Genomic DNA, 17387 nt, shown 5'->3' with positions numbered 1-17387 from the left:
TGAGCTGATGAACGAATGGGAGGTATGACAATGGAATTTTTGACCGTTGGACAATTGTCTAAGCGAGCGAATGTGACGATAAGAACCATCCGTTACTATGACCAGATTCAATTATTAACGCCTGAATACAGGCACGCCAATGGCCGCAGATATTACTCGGCCAATGACCTGAAGCGACTTGAGAAAATCTGCCTGCTTAAAGCCCTTTCTTTTTCATTGGACGATATCAAAACCGTATTGAATAAAGAATCCTTCAAAGAATTACTTCTCCAGCACCAACAACAAATACAAGCCGATATAAAAGAAGAGGAAAATACATTAAAGAACATCCAGACTTTATTAAACAGTATCGAAATCGAAGGGGAATTCAATTGGGAGTTACTGCTTCCATTATTCAAAAGAAAAGAGCATAATCGAGGGTCACACTTCAACGAGGAAGAACAGAAAACCATCAATAAACTACCCAAAATGGAACAAAATGATATCAGCACGAGGCAATGGATCAATCTCATGAAGAGAATCGAATGGTCCCTTGAAAAAGGCGTTTCCCCCTTATCGGAAGAAGGACGGCTCATTGCCGAAGATTCCCTCCTGCTGTCCGAGTTGGTATTTCAGGGAAACAAAGAGCTTGAGGAGAAATTCTGGGAAATTCGAAAGTCCAAGGAAGGATCCGCTTCCGCAGGTTTGTATCCGATAAACGAAGATGTGCTGACCTTCTTGGATGAGGCAATTGCCTCGGTAACGGAATGTACCCGATAGGTTCCAGTTTTTTGGACCAACTAAAAAAAATGTGCGCCAAGAGGCACACATTTTTTTTCATCCCGTATGATTTCCATTTAAGGAACCGCGATGAAGTTCAGCATAGAAACCTTTTTGCTTCAATAACTCCGAATGGGACCCTTTTTCGATGATTCTCCCCTCATCCAATACCAGTATTTGATCGCTTTGCTGAATCGTATTCAGTCGATGCGCAATGACGAAACTTGTTCGCCCCTTCATCAATCGATGTAACGCCTCCTGTATTTTGATTTCGGTGATCGTATCAATACTGCTTGTCGCCTCATCCAAAATCAAAAGAATCGGATCGGCTAAAATCGCCCTCGCAATTGAAAGGAGCTGTCGTTGCCCCTGGCTGATTCCACTGCCATCTTGGGTCAAAACCGTATCATATTGATTGGGCAGTTTCATGATAAAGGTATGTGCATTGGCAAGTTTGGCCGCTTCCACTACCTCCATATCCATGGCTTCCAAACGGCCATAACGGATATTTTCACGAATTGTTCCTTGAAATAGAAAGGAATCCTGTAAAACGAATCCCATATGTTTACGGAGGCTCGCCCTCGTTACCTGTTGGATATCTTGTCCATCGACCAGGATCCTGCCACTGTTCGGTTCATAAAACCGGGCGAGCAGATTAATAATCGTCGTTTTACCCGCACCGGTCGGACCGACTAATGCAATGGTCTCTCCTTTTTCAGCATGGAAACTAATATCGGTGATTGTTTGATCGTCATCATCATAGGAAAAGGACACCCCTTCGAAATCAACTTCTCCACGGATGTCCCGTAGTTCACCCGCATCTTTCTCATCCATGCCCTCTTCCTCTTCATCCAGGATCGAGAATACCCGCTCAGCACCAGCGACAGCCGAAAGCAGGGTATTGAACTGGTTAGCCAAGTCATTGAGCGGACGCGTGAATTGCCTGGAATACTCGGTGAAGATGACAATCACGCCAATGGTGACCCCACCCATTCCTTCCAAGGCCAAATAGCCACCGACGGCAGCAATCACGATGAAGCTTAAGTTATTCAATAAATTCATCAGCTTCGGTATCAATCCCGAATAGGATTGAGACCAATAACCGGCTTTTTTCAAGTTCTCACTGCAAGTGATAAAATCACGAATCACTTTTTCTTCCTGTGAAAAGGCCTTCACGATGCGCTGTCCGGAAATTGTTTCTTCAATGAATCCATTCAATTCACCCAGGTTTTTCTGCTGTTCCTTGAAAAGCCTGCCTGTCCGGTTCGTAATCCATTTCAACCCAAAGAACATAAGCGGGACAATGAAAAGGGTTAGAATCGTCAGTAATGGACTCAAATACAGCATGACAGCCAGTGTCCCGACAAGAGTCAGGACGCTTGAAAAGATTTGAATGACCGAACTGTTCAATGTAGAGCTGACATTTTCAATATCATTCGTGACCCGGCTCATCAGTTCCCCATGCTGGCGACGGTCAAAAAAGGGAATCGGCAGCTGCTGGAGCTTCTTGAACAGCTGGTTGCGCATCAGATAAACCGTATCCTGGGCAATCCCGATCATCCAATAGTTTTGTAGCCACATGGACAGTGAATAAAACACATAAACCGCAAAGAGCCCAAACAGCAGATTGATCAAACCATCGCTGTCCTTCGTGACGATATAATCGTCGATGGCCATTCCGACAAGAAATGGACCAAGCAGTCCTAACACTGAACTGACCAGGACCATGAACAGGACCATGACGAGCATACTTCTATTCGTCGTTAAATAAGGGAGGATCCGTTTGACCGTGCCTGCAGAATTGGACGGCTTTTTAGCGGGAGACGTTTTTCGTTTCATAGGAAATCTCCTCCTCCCCATATTGTGATGCAACGATTTTCCGATAAAGGGCATTCGTTTTACTCAACTCATCATGCTTGCCTTCCGCGAGTACCTCGCCATCTTCAAGCAATAAGATTTTATCGGCTTTCATCGCTGTACTTATTTTTTGCGTAATGATGAGCGTCGTGCACGTATAGGATTCCAATGCCGTAAGCAGCCTACTTTCCGTATTTAGATCCAAGGCGCTTGTGCTGTCATCCAAAAGGAGGATCTTCGGCCTGCGGACCAATGCCCTCGCAACCGATAGCCGTTGCTTTTGCCCGCCTGAGAGATTCACTCCTTTTTGTCCTAACCGCGTTTCATATTGCTTTGGCAGTCTCATTACCGTTTCATGGATTTGGGCATGTTGGGCAGCTATCATGATTTCCTCCAGTGACGCGTCTTCTTTCCCCCAGGCGATATTGGTCTGGATGGACCCGGAAAATAGCATCGCTTCCTGCGGCACGTAGCCAATCCTTTTTCGGAGTGAGTCCAGAGGAATGTCCCTCACATCCTGCCCATCTATCGTGATCGTTCCACTCTCCGCTTCGAATAAACGTGGAATGAGCTGAAATAGGGAGGTTTTCCCCGACCCAGTCGCACCGATAATCGCGAGAGTTTGTCCCGCTTCGACGGTGAAATCCAAGTGTTTCAATACCTGTTCATCGCCGCCAGGATAGCGGAATGACACATCCTCGAACTCGATATGCCCCTCTTTGATAAGGTCCCCCCTGCTTTCCACCCTACCTTCATCGAGATCAATGGGCGTCTCGAAAATTTCGGTCACGCGGTCAGCTGACGCTTTTGCTCGGGACAAGACCATGATCAACCAAGAAAAGACCGATAAGGAGCCTGCGATTCTTGTGGCATAATTGACAATCGCCACGACTTCCCCGACCTGGATATCTCCCGTCGAGATAAAGCCGCTACCGAACCATAGGACTACAAGGATTGCCACGTTCATGACTAGCATCAGCACGGGCATCGTCGTTTCAATCAAGCGAAGCGATTGGACGGTCTTCATTTTCAATTCATCGTTTGCCCCGTCAAAACGGCCGATTTCATGATCCTTACGAAGAAATGCTTTGATCAACCTCATCCCAATCAAATTTTCCCGCATGACACTATTGACGTTATCCAGCCTTTTTTGGACAAGTCGAAACAGCTTTGCCGCACGTTTCATGACCCATCCCAGGAACAGCACGAGAACGGGAATCGAAATGATCAATACAAGGGATAACTTCAGATTGACCGTTATCGCCATGATTGTGCCCCCAAGGACAATCAGCGGTGCCCTTGCCATGATACGCAATCCCATAAATACCGTATTCTGAAGCTGCGTCACATCATTCGTCATCCGGGTGATCAAGGAAGAGGTCGGGATGTTGTTTAAATTGGCAAAAGAAAAGGCCTGGATTTTGCCGAAGAGATTTTTCCTTACTTCATGTCCAAAACTTTGGCTCACATGAGAAGCTGTAAAGGAATTGACGATTCCGCCAAGGAACGAAAATATCGATAGGCCGACCATGATCGCTCCCCACTTTATCACGACGGAAAGGTCTTTTTGTAAAATGCCATCATCAATGATCTTTGCAATGAAGAGTGGCTGTAAAAGTTCAACACCGAGCTCGACTAACATTAAAAATAAAGCAAGAGCGATGAAGAGACGATATGGTTTAAGGAACGAAAACAGTTTTTTCATCTACGACACCCTTCAATCTTCATATGTAGGTAACATTTTTATCTTTTCATTATACATTTTTATACAGATTTAATAAAAGAATTAGCAAGCTTGGTTAGCATTGGAAAAAGTTTTTTAATTTTTTTCGAGATCCTCTTGACAAAAAACAGGAAATAAGAGAAAATTCTAATTGATAATGATTTTCAATTTCATTATCGATCTCTGAATTTTGTTAAGTACTACGATAATTTCTTATCGTACCCATTTGATATTGTACATAGATACAATGTCGCCCCGGTCTCTCTGTGCCTAGTAAAAATTATATGCTTAGTTGCGAATGCAAGTCACTAGAATATTGCCCCCTCTTTATTCAAGTCAGTTTATTCAATTTAAAGCATATTAGGCATCCGGGGTCCTTTTTTTTCAAAAAAACAATTCCTATACATAGATCATTAAGAATAAGGAGAAATACAAATATGAGACTAGAACAAATCATAAAAGAACGACGGAGCATCAAACGATTCAAGGACCAACCCGTTCCCCTCGAAACCATTCAATCACTTTTGGAAACTTCCACGTGGGCACCCAATCATAAAATGACCCAACCGTGGCGATTCGTCGTTGTTCACGGTGACAGCCGCGTGAAGCTAGCAGAAGCGACACGGGCCTTTATGGCAGGTAAAGAAAAGGATCCGTCAAAGAAGAAAGAAGCCGGTCAGCGTGGGTACAATAAACTGAACGGCGTTCCGATGTTCGTTGCGGTCATCATGGAGGAAAATCCGAATCTCATGACCCGCGAAGAGGATTATGCAGCCACGAGCGCCTTGATCCAGAATTTCAGTTTACTTGCCTGGGAACAAGGAATCGGCATGATTTGGGAAACGTACGGCATGATTCACAGCCAAGAATTCCGCGAAGCTTTAGGCGTAAAACCCGGGGAGAAGATCGTCGGAAGCCTGCACGTCGGATACCCGGACATGATTCCTACGCCCCGTCCGCGTACACCAATAGATGAACTGCTCACCATAATGGATTGAATCGGGAGGAGCCTCCAAGCTTATTGGAGGCTCCTTTTTCAACCCGTTTTTGTCTTTTATCGGTCAAATTAAGTCCTTTATCGGTCAAACTGGACTTTTTATCAGTCAAGTCGTCCCATTTATCGGTCAATCCCTGCATTATATCAATCTATTGGAAAAACCTCATATGCGGCTTTTCCTGTTTATAATAATCTAGTCTTTCCTCTAGCGTTCCCGTATGGAATTCGAACTTATGGCCATCCAAGTCAGTAAAATAGATGGATTTATTATCACGCTTATTTCTCTTTCTGCCGTTAAGAATATTCACCTGTAAACGCTCAAGCCGGTCCTGGATGCCATCAAAATCCTTTTCGGTAATGGAAAATGCGACATGCGTATACGATTCTTTTATTTCATTTCTCGGAATATCCTTTTCCAGATTGAGAGCCAGCCATATCCCATTCAGGTCGAAGTATGCCGTTTGGTTCCCTCTCACTAACAATTTCGCCCCAAAAACGGCCTGATAGAATTCAATGGACTTCTCTAAATCCGAAACGGAAAATAATAAGTGATTCAATCCTTGAATATGGATGACCATCCTCCTCCCTTTTCGCACAAATAACCTCTTACACGATGGCCGGGACCTTGATTTTCAATATGAATTCCTCGTTCTTATACGTAAAGTCCAAATGGCCTTGATGTTTCCTTACGATATCGGAGATGATTTTCGTTCCCATTCCTTCGTGTTCACCATCCTTCGTCGTTTGTCCGTATTTCTCAAACATCGTATCCAAGATGGAGGGAGGAATCGTCAGGCAATGATTGGTGCAAGTCAGAATATAGACCCCACTCCGTTTGTAAAACTGAAGCGTGACTTGAGCACTGCCCCCTTTTTCTTCCTGCCATCCTTTTGCCGCTTCCACCGCATTGGCAAGCACGTTCCCAATCAGGGCGACAAGGTCCTGATCATAAAAAGGGAGGGACGAGAGCGGCACATCGAAGTGATAGGTCATCTGGATCCGTTCTTCCTTGGCCTTGCGGAACATTTGATGCAGGATCCCGGCGACGACCCCCTTTTCTCCTTTAATGGAAAGATTCGTTTCTTCAAAGCCATCCACCAACTCATTCATATATTCTTTCGCGGCAGCCATCTCGTCCTGCTCCATCATAAACTGCAACGCTGATACATGTTTCAGGAAATCATGGCGCTGACTGCGGACCACCCGGAACGTTTCATTGACCTGCAGTCGCTCCTTTTCCATTCCTTTTTGCTCTCTTTCTAGACGATCCCCCATTCCAGACATATGGAGGCGGACCGTTTCGATTCCTATAAAAGTCGCAGCTAATCCTAAGTACGAAAGGGAGGGTGGCATGGAAAAATAGAGAAGAATGACGATAAGCTGCATGCCCCATAGAGTTCCTTCCATATAGATTCCTAGGGAAGCTTTTTTATATAAGGGGCGGAACTTGAGGTAAAGTCCCATGCCAATCAGACAAATCAGAAGGATGACTAGCGAAGGAGAGATCTGCCAAGGTGATAGTCTAATTATTTCGTAGAGATGCCATACCCCCAATATGGCTATAATGAATGCATACATAGTTTTCACACCTTAAAAGTATTGGACTTGCAGGAAGTCCACCCTTTCCTTCGTGATCATCGCCTGTTCCTGGATCCCGTCAAAGCTGACGACATACGAGTTTTTGGCGTACAGTGAAAAGTTCTTCACAAAATGAATATTAATGATGAAAGAACGGTGTGAACGGATAAAGTCCCTTTCCCGCAGTTCTCCCTCCAATTCATTCAATGTTTGATAGGTTTTGATAGGACCGTTTTTAGTATGTATGGTCGTTGAACGCCCTGAACGTTCAATGAAAATAATGTCCTTCTTCTGCAAAATATGAATATCATTTTTCTGTTTTATAAACAGCCTTCCCGCCACTTCAGCGGTTCTTGACTTTTCCCGGAACCGTTCGATTGATTTGATGAGCCTGTCTCTCGAATAGGGCTTCATAATATAGTCATGCACATTGAGCTCAAAGGCATGGACGGCGTACCCGCTCGTACCTGTCACGAAAATGACCGCTATGTTCAATGCATGGGAATGGATGATGTCGGCCATTTCATATCCGGACAAGTTAGGCATTTCGATATCCGCAATCAGCAAATCTATCGTTTCCTGTTTGATCTGCTCATACGCATATTCAGCGGAATCCGTAGAAAAAACCAATTCGATGCCAGGCATTTGGGCCACGATCCCATTCAACTTATCCAAATCAATCTTCCGGTCATCCACAAGGCCTACCTTCATCTACAACTCTCCTTCTCTGAAATTACCTTTATTTTACCATCAAAATATGGAAAATCGATACTTTCGCGACATAAAACGGCACTTTCGCGACATAACTACAGATTCCCCTCTCCTTTATTTGTATGATTGAGTTAACCAAAAGAGATGTAGGAGGTTAGAAAAATGATTGAAATACATGAAGTCACAAAAACATTCCAAGATAAAAAAACATTCATCACCGCCCTTAAACATGTTTCCCTTACCATCGGAAAAGGCCAGATTGTCGGATTACTAGGGGAAAATGGTGCCGGAAAGACCACGCTGTTACGTTCGATTGCCACACTCCTGACACCGACAGAAGGGTCTATCAAAGTGGCCGGATTCGATACATTGGATCATCCCAACGAGATCAAGAAAAAGATTGGTGTCCTGTTCGGAGGGGAAACCGGCCTGTACGACCGCTTAACCACACGTGAAAATCTCGCCTATTTCGCCACTCTGTACGGTTTGAGCAAGCACGAAACTAAGGTGAGGATAGAAGAACTGGCCGTCATGTTCGGGATGAAGGATTATCTCGATCGTAAAGTCGGCGGATTCTCTAAAGGCATGCGCCAAAAAGTGGCCATATCGCGGACGCTCATCCATGACCCAGAAATCATCCTGTTTGACGAGCCGACGACAGGACTCGATATCACTTCATCGAATGTATTCCGCCAGCTTGTTCTTCGGCTAAAGAATCAAGGCAAAACCATCATATTCTCAAGCCATATCATGGAGGAAGTGACCCTGCTATGTGACTCTGTAGCCATGATGCACAAAGGGGAAATGGTGTATGAAGGCCAGTTGGAATCTCTATATAAGGAAGAGAATAGCCGTGATCTGAATTATATATTCATGTCCAAACTTGTAAGGGGGAATCAGTCTCATGTTTCTTAATATGTATATAAAAGAGTTGAAGGAAGCTTTACGGGACCGCCGGACGCTATTATTAAGTGTATTTCTTCCCATCCTTTTGTTGACGGGACTGACGTTATTTTATGAGAGCATGATGGCAACGGATGAAGAGGAAACCCATACCCTTGCTGTAGATCCATCATTCACGACGGACGCCAAATCACTACTGAAGGACTTCCCTCAAATTGATGTCCAATCGTTCAAGAGTCCGACAGACGCTGTCCAAGACGGAAAAGCCGCTGCTGCCCTACAGGTTAGTGATAAGTTCATGGAGCAAATCAAAAAGGGGGAACAAGTCACATTCAGCCTTTCAGGTGACTCCTATAGCCAAGATGGCTCCTTCGTCCTTTCACAGGTCGAGTCAGCCTTAACTCTCTTTGAAAAACAAATCATCCAGGAGCGCTTGCAATCGATCAATGTGGATACTAACATGATCAGCCCGCTAAAGGTCGACTTCAAAGAGGCCGGGATAGATAGCGATAATGGTGCCTCCTTGAGCATACTATCGCTCTTTCTCCCCATGATCATCACGATGGCGATCAGTACGGGTGCCTATCCGCTTGCCTCTGACTCATTTGCCGGGGAAAAAGACCGGAAAACGATGGAAGCTTTACTTATGACACCCGTTAGCCGTGGAAAGATCCTGCTAGCCAAATGGCTGACGATCTCCTCCATCGGGGCCCTGGCGGGAATCGTCTCGATCCTTGTTGTCACCTTGGAACTCATGTTTTTAACGGAAGAATTGAAAAAGGGCTTTCATTTCGGTAGTGACCTATGGTTGATTCTTCCGACCGCCCTATTGATCACCATTTTATTTTCTCTATTCATTGGCGCCCTGCAAATGTCAGCCAGCATCATATCCAAAACCGTGAAAGAGTCGCAGAACTACCTATCGCCGATTACGATGCTCGGTGTCCTGCCTGTCCTATTCCTAGGAGGCACTGGCCTGCACGAATTGACGACCAAGCATTTCTTGATTCCATTCTTCAATATATTCGCCCTTTTTAAGGAACTGCTTTACGGCGTCATCGACTACCAGAATATCGTACTGACAGCAGGTAGCCTTATCGTCTCCATTGCCATCTTTTTCACTGTATCAAGACTATTATTCTTGAAAGACAAATGGGTATTGAATTAAGTAAAAGACGCGCTGAGCTACCAGCGCGTCTTTCTTATTCAAATCGGATCCTCCGTATGCCCAGTAATAAAAACACGAGTCCGAATAACAGTAAGATAGCGATTGATTCAATAGGGAGGGACCCATTTCCCGCAATATCCGTCAGCCCCTTCATGGCCCACCTCTGAGGCAGGAACTCCGCCATCTTCTGCATAAAGGCAGGCTCGATTTCCAGTGGCCAATACACACCGGCAATCATGCAGGTGGAAATGACGACGAGGTTTCCGATTGCAGACTGTTGCTCGACCGTTTTTACAAAGCCCGAAATCATCAGGCCCAGGCCTACAATCGCGAACAACATGGCAGAAACGAGAAGCACCAAATAGATGGGATTTCCCCAGCTAACATCAAAAAAGATAGAAGTCGCCAGCATCAAGATTCCAAATTGAATCCAGCCAATCATGAAGAAGGAAAGTAGGTAACCGAAAGCTATTTCAAAACGTGATGCCGGGGTGGACAGTAAACGGTACCATACGCCGTTACTTCTCGCCTCTAAAATCGTACCCGTGACACTCATCATCGTAATCATCAAAAACATGATGGAAAACCCGGAAGCGCTGCTCGAAAAACCTCCCTGCTCATTAACCTGGCCTCCACCGAGGGTAACCTGTTTCAGACCTGATTCTTCCGTAGCCGATTCCTTTCTCAGCTTTCCATATAGCTTTTTCCAGTCTTCGCCGCTCTGTTCACTCCAAACGAGGGAACCGGCCATTTCGATATTCAGTTTCGAAAGCTTATTTGAAAGATACCCGGTGATCGTTTGGGGCGTGGTGAACTCGGGAATATGTTCAAACCGGACATTGGGAAGGTCCTCCTCCAACATTTTGGCTTCGAATCCCTTACCGACATGAATGACTCCGACAATCTTTTTATTATCAAGATCCGTGAGCGCATCCTGGTTAGAACCCTTTTCCAAGGTGAACAGGGCATTCTTCTCATGCAATTCTTCAAATAGCGATTTCGATAACAAGGACTTATCTTCATCCACGAATGTAACCGCTAGCGGATCTCGATCATCCGATCCCATTAAGGTACCGAATAAAAGTGTAAAAATAAGAGGCATGGCAAACATGATAAGATAGCTCTGCCGTTCCTTAAAGACCCGCTGGATTTCAAAGCGGCAGATGTTCCAGACTTTTCTCAAGCATATCTCCCCCTTAAGCGCCAAGCACCAATCAGCATGGATACAAGCCCTATTAGCCCCAAAACCGAAAACGGCAACAACAGTCCACTCCAGCCCACGCCGGACATGATGTCCAAGAAACCGGTCAGTGCCCAATTATTCGGCGTTAGTGCTGCAATGGTTTTAAGCCGCTCAGGAAACGCATAGATTGGCAGCATCGAACCCCCGACGATTGCAAACAGTTGGATGCCGATCCCGCTGATCAAATCGGCTGTCTTCTCTTTCCTGATGAAGGCGGCCAACAACATGGACAGACCCGCGACGGCGACGGAATACATGAAACCGAACGCCACCACCTGCCCTCGACTTTCTCCCCAATTGACGTTGAAGAAGAGAGAAGTGGCTACGTAAAAGAGCAATAATTGAATGAATGCGAAATAGAGGGTGCCCAAGAACTTCCCGATAAGGATTGAATATTGATTCATCGGGGCACTGTTCAATCTTGCCAGCGTGTCTGTATGACGTTCCTGGATCATGGATTTGGCTCCCAGAGTCACATTAAAAAGCAAAAACATGACCAGCATCGCGGCCGCATAATACTGCATCGACGAAATGGATGTTTCGCCGACCGATTGATTCCCGACTTCCATGTCCACCTTTCCACTTTCCGTCAACTCCATGGATACTCGCTCTGCAGTTTCCTTGCCAGCGCCTTCGCCCGTAGCGACTGCTTGTGTCTGCGTCGCATTTTTCATGACAGCCTCAGATGTCTTTGAAATCGTCTGTACCCGCTCGGTAAAAGAAGAGATGATCGATTCGACGACCGTCGCTTTTAGTTGAGTATCTTGATTCGAGTAAAGAACGGCCTCATCAAGGTTTGCACTCCATTCAGCCGGGATAAGGATTCCAACTTCAACTTCCTCCTTTTTCACCATTTCTTTAAGCTTCTCTTCACTGTCTACCGTTTTTAGTGTAAGGAACTCCGTCTTTTCTAAGACATCTTGCTTCAATGCATCGGCCATCGGGTCTTTTTTATCCACGTACAGCCCGACCGATGTTTCCTGAAACCCTTCATCTCGACCAAATATATCCTTCAAAGCCATTCCTAAAATCAACGTCAAGATTAAGGGCATAATCAGCATGGTCATGAAACCTCGCCTGTCCATGGCCCGTATCTTAAAATCCTTCCATGCAATCAGAAAGCTCTTCATTCTCCACCCCTCCTAATCCCGTAGCGATTTCCCCGTCAATTGTAGGAAAAGACTCTCTAAATTCGGTTCCTTCCTTTCAAAGGACAGCACTTTAACAGTGGACTTCACAGCAGAAGCTATAATATCAGAGACGATATTCGGGTGATTGGTCACCATGACTTCTAGTGTGTGTGTTTCTTCATTGATCACGACTCTATCCACATTCTCCAACCCTTCCAATTCCTTAAGCCACATACCATTGAGGGAATCGACCTGTAGTTTGATGAATATTCCCTCCGTCAACGTGTCACATAAGGCTTCTTTCTTGCCGAGCGCAATGATTTTCCCTTCATCGACGATTGCGATCCGGTCGCAAAGGTGCTCGACTTCCTCCATATAGTGACTGGTATAAATCACCGTCATCCCTTCCCTATTCAACCGCTTCACCGTTTCTAGAATATGGTTGCGGGATTGCGGATCGATTCCGACCGTTGGCTCATCCATGATCAGTAGCTCAGGCTCATGCATTAAAGCGGCTCCGATATTCAGCCTTCTTTTCATCCCGCCCGAGAAGGTTTCGACTTTATCTTTGGCCCTATCCAACAACCCGATGATTTCAAGCACAACCCCTGCCCTTTGTTTCCCTTGTGCCCTCGTCAGTCCCTGCATCCTTCCCCAGAACAGTAAATTATCCTGTGCGCTCATCGTCGGGTACAGGGCAATTTCCTGTGGAACGATTCCAATTTTCTTTTTAACGTCCCTTGGCTGTTTTTTCACCGAAAGACCATCGATAAGGATGTCTCCCGAGTCATAAGGCAACAACCCGCAAATCATGGCAATCGTCGTTGACTTACCTGCTCCATTTGGTCCCAACAAACCGAAGGATTCCCCTTTATCCACCGAAAAGGAAACATCCTGTACGGCCACATGCTTCCCGTATGATTTCCTGACCTCTTTCACCTTTAACACGATACATTCCCCCTCGTATGACGCTTCCCCCTAATTCTATGACCAAAGTAAAAAAAAACCATCTGCCTCAAGGAAGAATTCCACAAAAAAAAATGACCTTCGTCTATGCCGAAAGTCATCTATCTTGGATGATATGGAAGTTTCACTCTGTAAACGTAGTGACCCCATATCGTACGGCAAAAACGGCAGCCTGGGTGCGGTCACGTAATTCAAGTTTGGAAATGATATTGGAAACATGGTTTTTCACGGTGCCCTCCGTGATGCACAAAGTGGCTGCGATTTCCTTGTTACTTTTTCCATGGCCAAGATCCCGAAGGACATCATATTCCCTGTTTGTTAAATCACCAAGGACAGCAGGCGATTCACTCGCTTTCCTTTCTTTTTCGCTCCTTAACTCTCGAAGCATGTGTATAGTGATTTCCGGGGGCAGCACCACCCCACCTGATTGAACGGTCCTGATGGCATTTGCAATCATGTCCGCTGACATGTCCTTCAGCAAATACCCGCTCGCCCCTTCCTCCAATGCTGAGAAAATGAGGGCACTATCTTGAAACGTTGTAAGCATCAGCACCTTTGTATGGGGAAGTTTTGATGTAATCAACTTTGTCCCTGCCACACCATTCGTCTGTGGCATCCGGATATCCATCAACACAATATCCGGTTTCATTTCCACTGACCGTTCATAAGCCTCCATGCCGTTACTTGCCACGCCAACCACTTCCAGTTCTGGACGCAAATTCAACAAAGCCGCCAAACCGTCACGGATGAGCGGCTGATCATCAACCACCATTACCCTTATCATCACGTTCCTCCTATCGCCCATTTTTTCTCGTTTAACGGGAACTCTGCGGTCATATGGAACCCTTGGGCTTCCTTGCTTCCATATGACAACACCCCACCCATTTCATTAATCCGGTCTTGCATCGTCTTCAACCCGAACCCTGGAATGATAAGGCTTGCACCCTTGCCGTTATCCTGGATCTCAACCCTCACCATTTCCGGAATGCAGACCAGCCTGATTGAACTAACCGTTGCATTTCCATGACGTTTTGCATTGGTTAGACTCTCCTGAATCACACGGATGAGTGTTGGCTGAAGGGTATGGGGAATAAGGCTTGAATCCCCCGAAAGTTCAAGAGTCGATTTCAGGCCTGTCGATTGGTGAAATTCATTCAGCAACCTATTCACACTTGTCAGGAAAGCCGTCTCGTCTTCATTCAATGCCTGAACGGAATAGCGAACCTCCTCCAAGGCACCCTGGGCCAAATCCTTGCAAATATTCATCGTACCCTTCGCCTTTTCCAAGTCATGGTCAATCAGTTCATAAGCTAGCTCCATCTGCACGAATAAGGCCGTCATCTTATGTCCCACCGTATCATGTATCTCCCTTGCAATCCGGTTTCTCTCTCTGATTTTTGCCGTTTCCTCTGCCTGAAGGGAATATTCCTGCAACCGTTTATGGGCCACAGACAGCTCTTCATGCGCCTCATTCAATTGTAAGTATTGCTCATTCACCACATCACTGGCCTCAGTGAGTTTCCGGATCAAATTGCCGACTACAGACGTAAAGGCGACAAATGAGAAACTCATGAGGTTATCCATGATATCCAGCGTACCTGTTTGTAAATAGGTCGAAACCATAACCAACCCCCATAGGAATACAAAAAACAAGCCAAATATTCTATGTTTCTTAGACTCCGAGACGAGGATAAACACAGTAATCGCAACGACACCGACTAGAATCATATAAAGGGTAGTCTGGGGGAACAAAAATCCATATACAAAACTGAGGATGCCATCGAAATAGACGATTCGGAGATCATGTTGAATTGAATCCTTATAAAAAAGCAAATAATGATTCAGGATAAAACCAATAGCGATCAAGATGAGCAGGCCTTTTACATATGGATTGGAATCCGGAATCCTCCAGTAATACATAAAACTGATCATCAAGAACATGACAATCCGTAGATTGACTAACCACCCCATACCGTCCGCCCTCTTTCCTTCTCTCTTCTACCATCATGCCTAAATTATGGTAGAAAATAAAGAGCTTATTTTTCCGCAAACGAAAAACCCCCCTGTTTTGGAGGGTCTCATATTCTCTTATTCTTAAAAAAACTCATGATATAGCGCCTGGATGGCCGTCTCTTCGCTATGACCCTTCACACCGAACATCATGCTCACTTCGGAAGAACCTTGGTTAATCATTTCAATGTTGACCTTAGCATCGGCCAACGCTTTCGATGCCCTTGCCGTTGTTCCCACATTATGACGCATGCCTTCACCGACGACCATGATCAAGGCCAGATTATGTTCAACAATGACTTGATCGGCATGAAGCTCCTGCTTAATGCGCGAAACAATTTTCGCCTCGGCCTCTTCACTCATTTGATCTTGACGGAGGATGATCGTGACATCATCAATGCCAGATGGGGCATGTTCATAAGATACACCGTAATCTTCAAGAATATGAAGCAATTTACGACCGAATCCAACTTCACGGTTCATCAAGTATTTATTAATGTAAATACTGCAAAACCCTTTGTCACTCGCAATCCCTATGACGGGCCCATTCATATTATCACGGGTACTCACAATCCTTGTCCCCTGTGCACTCGGATTGTTCGTGTTCTGTATATGTACTGGAATACCAGCACGGAATGCAGGGATTAACGCTTCATCGTGAAAGACCGAAAAACCGGCATAAGACAGTTCTCGCATTTCCCGATACGTCAATTCACGTATTCCCTTCGGATTGGACACCACATGTGGATTCACTGCGTACACGGCATCCACGTCCGTAAAGTTCTCATATAAGTCTGCCTTGACGCCATTTGCAAGAATCGAACCCGTAATATCCGATCCGCTCCTTGAAAAAGTTAAAACATCCCCATCCATTGTATATCCGAAGAATCCGGGGAATACCACGATACCCGGCTCCTCACGAAGTGCGTATAAACGCTCATATGATTCAGGAAGCACCTGTGTATATCCGCCCTCATCCGTCACAATTAAGCCGGCTTTCATCGGGTCCATATACTGAGCCTCTACCCCACGACTCCGAAAATAGGCTGAAACCAGCTTCGCATTATTATCTTCTCCGCTCGCCTTCAAGGCATCCAAATAACGCTTCGGTTTACTCTGGTCTGCATGCAGCAGGCTATATAAATTGTCACGTATCTCCGCAATGACCTCTCCTGGAATGTCTAACTCCTCAGCAATACTCGCATATCGAGAAACGACATCTTCTATTAAAAGCCCACCATCATCCCCATGCAACTGGCGTTCCGCAGCGGCAATCAGTAAATCCGTCACCTTTATATCATCAGAATTGCGTTTCCCTGGTGCTGAAACAACGATGACTTTTCTCTCTGGATCTGAAACCACAATTTCGAATACCTTCTTCAATTGTTCTCCCGACGCGAGTGAGCTCCCGCCAAACTTTGCTACTTTCATCCCGACAACCCCTATTTTTAGAAATATTCTGTCAAAATCAACTCTCCCTATTATTACGCTTTTTTACGAAACAATCAAGGATTAATTCCATTATATGAGGACATATGTATTTTTGATAAAGACAATTCGAATGAAATTTTCATGATGGTTAAATTGCCTTATCCTATCCGCCCAATTTAAGTTCTACACATAAAAAAGCTTCCCGAAAAATCGAGAAGCTAAATCATTAAAGACCACATTTCACTTACCGATTATCCACAGTTTCTGGATACAAGTCATGGTTCATCAACCGGTAACTCGCCATTTCTTCAAACTTCGTCCCTGGTTTTCCATAGTTCGTATAAGGATCAATGGAAATGCCACCCCGTGGAGTGAACTTGCCCCAGACCTCAATATACTTCGGATCCATCAATTCGATTAAATCATTCATGATGATATTCATGCAGTCTTCGTGAAAATCTCCATGATTGCGGAAAGAGAACAAATACAATTTCAACGACTTGCTTTCGACCATTTTCACACTCGGAATGTAGCTGATATAGATGGTCGCAAAATCAGGCTGCCCCGTAATCGGACATAAACTCGTAAACTCCGGGCAATTGAACTTGACGAAGTAATCCCTGTTCGGATGCTTATTATCAAAGGACTCCAAAATTTCCGGTGCATAATCAAAGGAATATTGTGTACCCTGGTTTCCTAGTAGGGTGATATCCTTTAATTCTTCTTCTTTTCTTCCAGACATATAAACGTCCTCCTCTTCCACGTATCCAGGGAGGTTCATAATGGGGCCTCTACACAAATAAAAACCATATCTCCTTAAAGATATGGTTGATTCGCAAAATATCAAGCCATAGTTTTTTTAAGAGGGTGATGCTATGAACCTCTCCCGTTTATCGGGAATTCATTTGATT

16 protein-coding genes are annotated in these 17387 nt (G+C 45.1%); 4 read left to right on the top strand and 12 right to left on the bottom strand.

Annotation, left to right across the window (positions count from 1 at the left end; translation table 11 throughout):
* Positions 1-30: 30 nt before the first annotated feature.
* The gene (locus tag ACIQXH_RS15610; RefSeq protein ID WP_402958488.1) at positions 31-759 is read left to right on the top strand and encodes a MerR family transcriptional regulator; all 729 of its coding nucleotides are present in this window, start codon (positions 31-33) and stop codon (positions 757-759) included.
* 57 nt (positions 760-816) lie between these two features.
* Here ACIQXH_RS15610 and ACIQXH_RS15605 read toward each other — a convergent pair whose 3' ends face one another.
* Together ACIQXH_RS15605 and ACIQXH_RS15600 are read right to left on the bottom strand one after the other, a co-directional pair.
* Positions 817-2598 (bottom strand): ABC transporter ATP-binding protein, encoded by a 1782-nt coding sequence (locus ACIQXH_RS15605; RefSeq protein ID WP_403124464.1) that lies wholly within the window; start codon positions 2596-2598, stop codon positions 817-819.
* A complete protein-coding gene (locus tag ACIQXH_RS15600; protein WP_402958492.1) occupies positions 2573-4321 on the bottom strand; it encodes an ABC transporter ATP-binding protein in 1749 nt (582 codons plus the stop codon). Before ACIQXH_RS15600 ends, ACIQXH_RS15605 begins: the two co-directional genes overlap by 26 nt.
* A gap of 455 nt (positions 4322-4776) precedes the next feature.
* Here ACIQXH_RS15600 and ACIQXH_RS15595 point away from each other — a divergent pair, with 455 nt between their 5' ends.
* Positions 4777-5337 (top strand): nitroreductase family protein, encoded by a 561-nt coding sequence (locus tag ACIQXH_RS15595; RefSeq protein WP_403124437.1) that lies wholly within the window; start codon positions 4777-4779, stop codon positions 5335-5337.
* Between the two features lie 148 nt (positions 5338-5485).
* Here ACIQXH_RS15595 and fosB read toward each other — a convergent pair whose 3' ends face one another.
* The 3 genes from fosB to ACIQXH_RS15580 are packed head-to-tail and all read right to left on the bottom strand — an operon-like array spanning position 5486 to position 7625.
* The gene (gene fosB / locus ACIQXH_RS15590; RefSeq protein ID WP_402958644.1) at positions 5486-5914 is read right to left on the bottom strand and encodes a metallothiol transferase FosB; all 429 of its coding nucleotides are present in this window, start codon (positions 5912-5914) and stop codon (positions 5486-5488) included.
* A 28-nt stretch (positions 5915-5942) separates the two neighbouring features.
* A complete protein-coding gene (locus ACIQXH_RS15585; RefSeq protein WP_403124434.1) occupies positions 5943-6914 on the bottom strand; it encodes a sensor histidine kinase in 972 nt (323 codons plus the stop codon).
* Between the two features lie 12 nt (positions 6915-6926).
* Positions 6927-7625, bottom strand: a complete 699-nt coding sequence (locus ACIQXH_RS15580) for a LytR/AlgR family response regulator transcription factor (RefSeq protein WP_402871991.1) — start codon at positions 7623-7625, stop codon at positions 6927-6929.
* A gap of 162 nt (positions 7626-7787) precedes the next feature.
* Here ACIQXH_RS15580 and ACIQXH_RS15575 point away from each other — a divergent pair, with 162 nt between their 5' ends.
* Both ACIQXH_RS15575 and ACIQXH_RS15570 read left to right on the top strand, forming a co-directional pair.
* Positions 7788-8540, top strand: a complete 753-nt coding sequence (locus ACIQXH_RS15575; RefSeq protein ID WP_402871994.1) for an ATP-binding cassette domain-containing protein — start codon at positions 7788-7790, stop codon at positions 8538-8540.
* Positions 8530-9696, top strand: coding sequence for an ABC transporter permease (locus ACIQXH_RS15570; RefSeq protein WP_403124427.1), 1167 nt, complete (start codon positions 8530-8532; stop codon positions 9694-9696). The genes ACIQXH_RS15575 and ACIQXH_RS15570 overlap by 11 nt, the downstream gene beginning before the upstream one ends.
* A 34-nt stretch (positions 9697-9730) precedes the next feature.
* On the opposite strand, the gene ACIQXH_RS15565 is transcribed toward ACIQXH_RS15570, so the two are convergent.
* From ACIQXH_RS15565 to queF, 7 genes are all read right to left on the bottom strand, one after another.
* Positions 9731-10879: an ABC transporter permease gene (locus tag ACIQXH_RS15565; protein WP_403124425.1), complete on the bottom strand. Its 1149-nt coding sequence runs from the start codon at positions 10877-10879 to the stop codon at positions 9731-9733.
* Entirely contained in the window at positions 10876-12069 is a 1194-nt protein-coding gene (locus ACIQXH_RS15560; protein ID WP_403124422.1) for an ABC transporter permease, read from the bottom strand. The genes ACIQXH_RS15565 and ACIQXH_RS15560 overlap by 4 nt, the downstream gene beginning before the upstream one ends.
* 12 nt (positions 12070-12081) lie before the next feature.
* Positions 12082-13017, bottom strand: coding sequence for an ABC transporter ATP-binding protein (locus tag ACIQXH_RS15555; protein ID WP_403124419.1), 936 nt, complete (start codon positions 13015-13017; stop codon positions 12082-12084).
* Between the two features lie 142 nt (positions 13018-13159).
* Positions 13160-13819, bottom strand: coding sequence for a response regulator (locus ACIQXH_RS15550; RefSeq protein WP_402872008.1), 660 nt, complete (start codon positions 13817-13819; stop codon positions 13160-13162).
* The gene (locus tag ACIQXH_RS15545) at positions 13819-15006 is read right to left on the bottom strand and encodes a histidine kinase (RefSeq protein ID WP_403124416.1); all 1188 of its coding nucleotides are present in this window, start codon (positions 15004-15006) and stop codon (positions 13819-13821) included. Before ACIQXH_RS15545 ends, ACIQXH_RS15550 begins: the two co-directional genes overlap by 1 nt.
* Positions 15007-15129: 123 nt before the next feature.
* Positions 15130-16476: an aspartate kinase gene (locus ACIQXH_RS15540; RefSeq protein WP_402872014.1), complete on the bottom strand. Its 1347-nt coding sequence runs from the start codon at positions 16474-16476 to the stop codon at positions 15130-15132.
* A gap of 244 nt (positions 16477-16720) precedes the next feature.
* Positions 16721-17218 carry a preQ(1) synthase gene (gene queF, locus ACIQXH_RS15535; RefSeq protein WP_402872017.1) on the bottom strand — a complete coding sequence of 166 codons (498 nt, stop codon included), beginning with the start codon at positions 17216-17218 and terminating at the stop codon, positions 16721-16723.
* Positions 17219-17387 lie beyond the last annotated feature (169 nt).

It is taken from the genome of Peribacillus sp. NPDC097225, assembly GCF_044761955.1.
Lineage (GTDB): Bacteria > Bacillota > Bacilli > Bacillales > DSM-1321 > Peribacillus.
This window is presented reverse-complemented; position numbering and strand designations above follow the sequence as displayed.

What these genes read in the sequence shown, in the direction of transcription:
- ACIQXH_RS15550 (WP_402872008.1), bottom strand. Translation starts at nt 13,819, where the DNA reads ATGATAAGGGTAATGGTGGTTGATGATCAGCCGCTCATCCGTGACGGT.
- ACIQXH_RS15570 (WP_403124427.1), top strand. Translation starts at nt 8,530, where the DNA reads ATGTTTCTTAATATGTATATAAAAGAGTTGAAGGAAGCTTTACGGGAC.
- ACIQXH_RS15595 (WP_403124437.1), top strand. Translation starts at nt 4,777, where the DNA reads ATGAGACTAGAACAAATCATAAAAGAACGACGGAGCATCAAACGATTC.
- ACIQXH_RS15545 (WP_403124416.1), bottom strand. Translation starts at nt 15,006, where the DNA reads ATGGGGTGGTTAGTCAATCTACGGATTGTCATGTTCTTGATGATCAGT.
- ACIQXH_RS15605 (WP_403124464.1), bottom strand. Translation starts at nt 2,598, where the DNA reads ATGAAACGAAAAACGTCTCCCGCTAAAAAGCCGTCCAATTCTGCAGGC.
- ACIQXH_RS15560 (WP_403124422.1), bottom strand. Translation starts at nt 12,069, where the DNA reads ATGAAGAGCTTTCTGATTGCATGGAAGGATTTTAAGATACGGGCCATG.
- fosB (WP_402958644.1), bottom strand. Translation starts at nt 5,914, where the DNA reads ATGGTCATCCATATTCAAGGATTGAATCACTTATTATTTTCCGTTTCG.
- ACIQXH_RS15600 (WP_402958492.1), bottom strand. Translation starts at nt 4,321, where the DNA reads ATGAAAAAACTGTTTTCGTTCCTTAAACCATATCGTCTCTTCATCGCT.
- queF (WP_402872017.1), bottom strand. Translation starts at nt 17,218, where the DNA reads ATGTCTGGAAGAAAAGAAGAAGAATTAAAGGATATCACCCTACTAGGA.
- ACIQXH_RS15585 (WP_403124434.1), bottom strand. Translation starts at nt 6,914, where the DNA reads ATGTATGCATTCATTATAGCCATATTGGGGGTATGGCATCTCTACGAA.
- ACIQXH_RS15575 (WP_402871994.1), top strand. Translation starts at nt 7,788, where the DNA reads ATGATTGAAATACATGAAGTCACAAAAACATTCCAAGATAAAAAAACA.
- ACIQXH_RS15580 (WP_402871991.1), bottom strand. Translation starts at nt 7,625, where the DNA reads ATGAAGGTAGGCCTTGTGGATGACCGGAAGATTGATTTGGATAAGTTG.
- ACIQXH_RS15610 (WP_402958488.1), top strand. Translation starts at nt 31, where the DNA reads ATGGAATTTTTGACCGTTGGACAATTGTCTAAGCGAGCGAATGTGACG.
- ACIQXH_RS15540 (WP_402872014.1), bottom strand. Translation starts at nt 16,476, where the DNA reads ATGAAAGTAGCAAAGTTTGGCGGGAGCTCACTCGCGTCGGGAGAACAA.